The 954-nt window shown below is 42.7% G+C and carries 1 protein-coding gene; it reads right to left on the bottom strand.

All coding sequences use genetic code 11. The features are described 5' to 3' along the window. Positions 1 to 33: 33 nt before the first annotated feature. The coding region (locus OU793_RS24630) for a Tn3 family transposase (RefSeq protein WP_274647917.1) at positions 34 to 954 on the bottom strand (921 nt) is incomplete at its 5' end.

Below are 954 nucleotides of genomic sequence, written 5' to 3' on the forward strand. Positions count from 1 at the left end.
GGGGTCCGCTTGGAAAACGGAAAATATCCTACGTTAAGGCTTCTTGTACGACTTTAAATCCACAGGCCTTAATGACCTAAATCTTTTCGGTGATAACTTGGTATTGGTGCGCCATATGTAATCACCACTGAGGTTAATATGTTCCCAACCAAGTGGCGATAGGTGAGCAATCAGATCTCCATCCGCTTCGATACCTTTTCGTTTAAGGGCCTCTATAGCTCTTTCTATATACACCGTATTCCATAATGTAATTGCTGCTGTAAGTAGAGTCAGTCCACTTGCTCGATAGCTTTGATTCTCAAGTCTTCGATCTCTTATTTCCCCAAGCCGATGCATAAAAACAGCTCTAGCAAGAGCATTACGTGATTCACCCTTATTCAAACCAGCTTGTACTCTGCGGCGCAAAGCCGGATCTCGAAGCCAATCAAGCATGAACAACGTTCTTTCTAATCTGCCAATTTCTCTTAATGCTTTAGCTAATCCATTCTGTTTGGGGTAACTAGCCAGTTTTTTCATCATCAGAGAAGCGGTGACTGTCCCTTGCCTAATTGATGTGGCAAGACGCAATACCTCATCCCAATGTGGCTCGATATCTTTTGGTTTCAAACTTGTTGGAGAGATAATGGATTTAAGTCCTGGGTATTGCTCCGGCTTTCCTTCTATATACAAGCGCTTATCATGAAGATCTCTAATTCGTGGGGCAAAGGCAAATCCTAGTAGATGCATTAAAGCAAAGACATGCTCTGTGAAGCCTGCTGTATCGGTGTAATGCTCGGCTATTTCAAGGTCACTTTCGTGATAAAGCAATCCATCAAGCACATGCGTTGAGTCTCTGACTCTACTGATTACCTTCGTGAAAAAAGGACTGTATTGATCTGAAATATGAGTATAAATCTGGACACCAGGCTCTTGGCCGTATTTAAGATTAACTTGACCTGCATAACGCCCATGGTT

Source organism: Vibrio sp. VP6, assembly GCF_028823755.1.
GTDB classification, from domain to species: Bacteria; Pseudomonadota; Gammaproteobacteria; order Enterobacterales; family Vibrionaceae; genus Vibrio; species Vibrio parahaemolyticus.